The sequence below is a fragment of the Rugosimonospora africana genome (assembly GCF_016862975.1).
GTDB lineage: Bacteria > Actinomycetota > Actinomycetes > Mycobacteriales > Micromonosporaceae > Rugosimonospora > Rugosimonospora africana.
Map to the genome: position 1 here is coordinate 125,778 of NZ_BONZ01000012.1, position 6,089 is coordinate 131,866.

Sequence of the window (6,089 nt, forward strand, 5' to 3'; positions counted from 1 at the left end):
AGCTGTGTCACCAGGCCAGCGATGCCGGAGCCGGGTGGCGGGTGATCGACAGCCCCCGCCGTTCCGCCCGCGCGGCCAGGGCCGCCGCGTCCCGGATCGCGGCGCCGCCCGGATCGTTGTTGAAGTACACGTACACCGGCTCACGATCCAGCGCGTACGCGGCAGCCAGCCGGTCCAACCAGGAGGCCAGCGCCGCCCGCCCGTACCGGGGCCGGGGCTGCGCCCGCCCCTCGTGCAGCCGCAGGTACCCCCAGTCGGCCGTGCGCCACAGTGGCGTCACCGGGCCACGCCGGTCAGCCCAGGCCAGTGCCGCGCCATGGCGCTCCAGTACCGTGCGCACCTCGGCCGTCCACCAGGACTCGTGCCGGGGTTCCACCGCGACCCGTACCCCGGCCGGAAAGCGGGCCAGCGTCGCCGCCAGTACGGGCGGGTCCGCCGCCAGCGTGGGCGGCAACTGGAGCAGTACCGGGCCCAGCCGGTCGCCCAGGCCATCGGCCCGGGACAGGAACCTTGCCACCGGTTCGGCCGGCTCGATCAGCCGCTTGATGTGGGTCAGGTAGCGGCTCATCTTGACCGCGACGCAGAAGTCGTCCGGCGTGCGTTCCCGCCACTGGGCGAACGTGTCCCGCTCGGGAAGCCGGTAGAACGCGTTGTTGACCTCGACGGTGGCGAACGCCGAGGCATAGTGCTCCAGCCACCGGCGCTGCGGCACGTCCTCGGGATAGAACCGGCCGCGCCAGTCCCGGTACTGCCAGCCCGACGTACCCACCACGATCACGCCCGCCGGAGTACCCGCGGACCCTCGCCGCTAACCGGAAGCCGCCGCTGTCCGCGCCGTCGATCGGAAGCCGCCACGACCGGAGTGCCGCCACCGAACGGTCAACCACCCCGGCAACCGCGGTTGACCGCATGCCGAGTGGCCGCCGTAGCGGCCCGGGGACTACCGTCGTGCGGGTGGACGGGGTGGTCGAGGCGGACAGCCCGGGAGCCCTGCACGGTCGCGCGGTCTCCCTGGTGGAATACCTGCTCGCGGTCAGGTCCCTGCTGGACAGGCCGGTTCGCACCGTGCCATCGGCCGACGCCTATTGGCAGGCGGACCTGCCCTCCGATCCGGCGTGCCGGTCGGGGCCGACCGAACCCGGCGGCCCCTGGCTGCGGGTCGGCAGGCCCGCCGCGCCGCCCGACCCGGAGATCCCGACCGGCCTGGTCGCCCACCTGTCCTGGGATCTGTCCTATATGGACGAGCCGACCCTGCACAAGTCGATCCTGGACAAGTCAAGCCTGGACGAGTCGAGCCTCGACAAGCCGGGCCTAAACAAGTCGAGCCTGGACGAGTCGAGCCTGGCCGGCCGCGATCTCGGCGAGGCGGCCCGGGCGCGACAGGACGAACTGCTGCGCTGGCTGGAGCAGACCTGGCGGCCCTGGTCGCGGGCCGCCGCCTCGGCCGAGGCCGTGCGGCGCCTGCACGACCGGCTCTACGATCTCCGCTACCGCCTTGACATGAACACCGCCAGCACCGAACTCGTGTGGGGCCACGCCGTCCTGCGCACCGTGGTGGGCGGGCACCGGATCGCGTACCCGCTGCTGGCCACGCCCGTGGCGATCGAGTATGACCCGGAGAGCGCGGAGGTACGCGTCGTACCGCAGGGCCCGCCGCGCCTGCAGCCGGACGCCCTGGCCGACCTCGACAGCCGGCGGGTCGCCGACCTGATCGACCTGGGCGGCCCGGTCGGACAGGTCGACGTCGACCCGTGGGACGAGACGGATCTCGCGACGTTTATCGACCGCGCCGCCCGTCGACTGGCACTGTCCACAAAGGACATCACCGGTACCGGAGTGCTGTTCGCCCGGCCGAGGCAGCGGATGGTCCGGCGGTTCCTCGAGGACATGCGTACCCGACTGTCTCATCAGGACGGTCAGGTCGGCGCGCTGGCCAGCGTGCTCGCGCACGAGCCGAGCCGGCTGCGCCTGCCGGGCGACGATCCGGACGCTTGGCGGCGGGTGGGCGAACGGTTGCTCATGCCGATGCCCAGCAACGAGGCGCAGGAGTCCATCGCCCGGCGGTTGGCGCAGCACCGAGGCGTCGCCGTACAGGGACCGCCGGGCACCGGTAAGACCCATACCATCCGCAACCTGATCTGCCATCTGGTCGCGCACGGCAAGCGGGTACTCGTCCTGGCTCAGAAAGAGGACCCGCTGCGCGTCCTGCGGGACGGGCTGCCCGAACAGATCCAGCCCCTGTGCCTGGCCATCCTCGGCCGCTCCGCCGACCAGTTGGTCCAGTTGCAGATCGCCGCCCGGGAGCTGTCCGACCGCGCGGCAACCCTGGACAAAGACGCCGAGGCGCGCTGGGCCGACAAGCTGGAAGCCGAGATCGAACGGGCCGAGGACGAGCTGGCCGCGGCCCAGGAACGGTTGCGCGAGGCCGCCGAGCGGGAGTCCGCGACCTTCGAGCTGACCGGGGGTACGGGCGCGAGCCCGGCCGAGGGCACCGGCACCGCGAGCGAGGTGGGCGAGTGGCTGCGTACCAGCGCGGCGTCGCTGGCACTCATTCCGGACGCGGTACCGCCGGAGGAGCCGCCGCCCCTGACGGTGGCCGAGTTCGCGGCGTTGGCCGACCTGGCCCGCCGGATCCCGCCCGCCGACCGGGCGGCCGCGTGCCGGCCGCTGCCGGTGGACGGACAGCTACCGACCGGCGAGCAACTGGCCGCGCGCCGGAACGCGTACGGCAATGCCCGCAAGGCGGCGGACGCGTTGCTGGATCGCGGCGTGCGCCCGGACGGGGTACGGCAGCTCGGCCAGCAACGGCTCGACGAACTGGCCCGGGCGCTCCGGGAAGCGGCCGGTGAGCTGGCCCGGCGGGAAGGAAGCTGGACCGACCGGCTCGGGCACCTGCTGCGCGACCCGGCCTGGCAGGCAGTGTGGGACGCGCACGTCGACGGGTGCCAGCAGGCCCTCGCCGAGCTGAGCAGTCGTACCGCGTTCCTGGCCGGCCGGCGGATCGAGGTACCGGAGGAGCACGCCGCCGCACCCAGGCAACTCCTGCGGGCGCTGACCGACGCCCGGGACCGCCTGGCCGAGGGCCGGAAGATCGGCCGGTTCACGCACGCCGACCTGCACCGGCTCATGGCCGCGTGCCGGGTCGACGGGGAGGAACTGCGCGCCGTGGCCGACGTCGAGCTGGTCATCGCGAGCGTCGAGCGGGCACAGCTCCGTTCCCAGCTCGCCACGCGCTGGGCCGAGTGGTCGGCCCGGCTGGATTTTCCGGTACCGCCCGGTGCCGAGCCCGAGATCTGGGCCGGGCAGCTGCTCGCCACGGCGATCGGCGCGCTGGACTGGGAACGGAGCCGGTGGCCGGCGCTGGCAGAGACGCTGAGCGCGGTCCTCGCTCCGGCGCAGCCGCACGTGGACGCCCGTACCCTGGCCGAACTGGCCGGCACCGTCGAGGCGTGCGGCAACGTGCTGCTCGCCGACCGGCTGCTCGCTGAGCGGGAGGCGATGGCCGGCTGGATCGCGACGCTGGAGGCGGGCGGCACACCGGGCGCGAACGCCGGCCCCGACCCGGCCAGCCCCGACCCTGACCTGACCCATCCCGGCTCTGACCCGGCCCACCCCGGCCCGCTCGCCGCGCTCGCCGCCGCCTGGCGCGAGGACGACCTGGCCGGCTGGGACGCCGCACTGGCCGAGATCCGTCGGCTGTGGACCGTACGCCCGGACGCGCTGCGCTTCGCCGAACTCGCCGCTCGGCTGGCTCCGGTGGCGCCGGGCTGGACCGGCCTGATCGAGGCCGGCACCGCGGTACCCGACTCGGGCGAGCACGCGCACCGGGCCTGGCGCTGGCGACAGGCGCAGACTTGGTTCGACGACGTGGTCGGCCAGGTCGACACGGCCGCCCTGGGCCGGCGCGTGGAGCGCTGCCGCGACCAGATCCGGTCGCTGGTCGGCGAGCTGGTGGTCACCGCCGCCTGGCTGGGCGTCGCTCGCAGTCTGGACGACCGGAAGAAGGCCGCCCTCGCCGACTGGACGGCCGCGCTGCGGAAGATCGGCAAGGGTACCGGGAAGAGCGCCGCGCACTGGCAGGCGATGGCGCAGCAGGCGATGACCGAGGCGGTGACCGCGGTACCGGTCTGGGTGATGTCCATCGACCGGGCGTTGGAGCAGTTCCGGGGCGGCGAGCCCCTGTTCGACGTGGTGATCGTGGACGAGGCGTCACAGGCGGACATCTTCGCCCTGCCGGTCCTCAGCCTGGCCCGGCGTGCCGTCGTGGTCGGAGACGACCAGCAGATCGGGCCGCAGCTGGTCGGAGTGCCGTCGGACAAGGTCGGGGCGCTGATCGCCGACCATCTGCGGGCGGTACCGTCCAGCGCCCACTTCGACACCGAGAGCAGCCTGTACGACCACGCGGTACGGCGGTCGCCCGAGCGCATCCTGCTCACCGAGCACTTCCGGTGCGTACCGGCGATCATCGCGTTCTCCAGCGACACCTATTACGACCGCAAGATCCAACCGCTGCGCGCCGACTCTCCGGCCGGTATCGACATCCCGGTCACCGCTGTGTTCGTCCCCGGTGGGCTGCGCGAGCAGCGCGACGATTTCGGCGAGGTCAACGTCGCCGAAGCCGAGGCGCTGGTCAGCCGTGTGGCGCTGATCGTCGACGATCCCCGGTACGACGGCCGGAGCATCGGCGTGGTGAGCCTGCTGTCCACCAGCGGCCAGGCCGCGTACCTCCAGCACCGGCTGCGTGAGGCGATCGGCGCCGAGGAGCTGGAACGTAGGCGGCTGCGGGTCGGCGACCCGTACACGTTCCAGGGCGACGAGCGGGACGTCGTGCTCGTGTCCATGGTGGTCGCGCAGGGTCCGGAGGGCTCCGCGATCGGCGCGTTCACCCGGCGCGAGTACCACCGGCGCATCAACGTCGCGGCGTCGCGTGCCCGAGACCAGCTGTGGCTGTTCCACTCGGTACGGCCGGAGGAGCTGCCCGCCGACGACGCCCGCGCCCTGCTCCTGGCCTACTGTCAGCAACCGCGGCTGGCCGAGCGGCCACCGGAGGACCCGGAAGCCGCCTGTACCAACGACTTCGAGCGCGCCGTGCTGCGCCGGCTGCGGCAGCGCGGACTGTCGCCGGTACCGCAGTTCCGGATCGGCGCCTTCCGCATCGACTTCGTACTGCCCGCGCCGGACGGCCGGCGGTTGGCCATCGAGTGCGACGGCGACCGCTACCACGGCGCCGAGGCGTTCGCCGTCGACCTGCGCCGGCAAGCCATCCTGGAACGGGTGGGCAACGCCAGGTTCGTACGGATCCGCTCCAGCGTCTTCCACCGGGATCCGGACGTGGCGCTGGCTCCGGTGTTCCAGCGCGCGACCGACCTCGGCCTGCTGCCGTAGCCCGATTCCACGGGGCTGTCGGCTCCGGAAGCTCTGTGGGCTCCGCAAGCGCTATGTGCCTGGCAAGCTCTCTCACGACTAGCATGTCCGGATGGTCGATGATCCCTCCCAGTTCAGCGACGTCACGTGTTCGCTCTGCGGGCGGCACAACCGGGAGGTGCGGGTTGTGGCGACCAGCGCTGGTCCGATCGTCTGTCAGGTGTGTGTCGCCAAGTGCGCCGAGATTTTCGATCAGGAAGTTGGTCTGACGCCGCCGGTCGGTGGCTGGTCTCAGCGCTGGCCCCTGAAGAGCTGAAACCGCCCCTGAAGAGCCGAAAACTGTCCCTGAAGAGCTGAAAACTGCCCCTGAAGAGCTGAGAAGACGGGGCCCCTGAAGAGCCGATAAAACTGGCCCGTGAAGAGCTGAAAAGCCGCCGACAGAGCACGCACCCCCGTGCGATGCCGCGGGTGAAGGCTCCGCAGGACGGCCCGATCGGCGCTCTTGATGTGGGGCGGGGTTGCCCTGGCGGTGGCTATGACGCTCCGGCGCGTGCTATTCGCGTCGGTGGTAGTTGTCGCGGCGGGGTTGCTGTTCCGCGTCGATGTATGGGGGCGGGATGAATTCGGGTAGGCCGTCGGTGGCGATCCTGACCTGCCAGTGGCCCTGATGGATGACCCGGTGGTGAAATCCGCAGAGGAGCACGGCGTTGTTCAGGTTGGTCGGT

General features: G+C 72.1%; 3 protein-coding genes. 2 read left to right on the plus strand and 1 reads right to left on the minus strand.

Features of this window, described 5'->3' with window-relative positions; translation table 11 throughout:
- Positions 1-7: 7 nt before the first annotated feature.
- The gene (locus Raf01_RS05710) at positions 8-778 is read right to left on the minus strand and encodes a DUF72 domain-containing protein (RefSeq protein ID WP_203916649.1); all 771 of its coding nucleotides are present in this window, start codon (positions 776-778) and stop codon (positions 8-10) included.
- Between the two features lie 176 nt (positions 779-954).
- Between Raf01_RS05710 and Raf01_RS05715 the strand changes: the two genes are divergently transcribed.
- Together Raf01_RS05715 and Raf01_RS05720 are read left to right on the plus strand one after the other, a co-directional pair.
- Entirely contained in the window at positions 955-5,385 is a 4,431-nt protein-coding gene (locus tag Raf01_RS05715) for a PDDEXK-like endonuclease domain-containing protein (RefSeq protein WP_239133399.1), read from the plus strand.
- 91 nt (positions 5,386-5,476) lie between these two features.
- Positions 5,477-5,680: a ClpX C4-type zinc finger protein gene (locus Raf01_RS05720; protein WP_203916651.1), complete on the plus strand. Its 204-nt coding sequence runs from the start codon at positions 5,477-5,479 to the stop codon at positions 5,678-5,680.
- Positions 5,681-6,089 lie beyond the last annotated feature (409 nt).

Excerpts from the sequence above, each read along its gene's own strand:
- Raf01_RS05720 (WP_203916651.1), top strand. The coding sequence starts at position 5,477 with ATGGTCGATGATCCCTCCCAGTTCAGCGACGTCACGTGTTCGCTCTGC.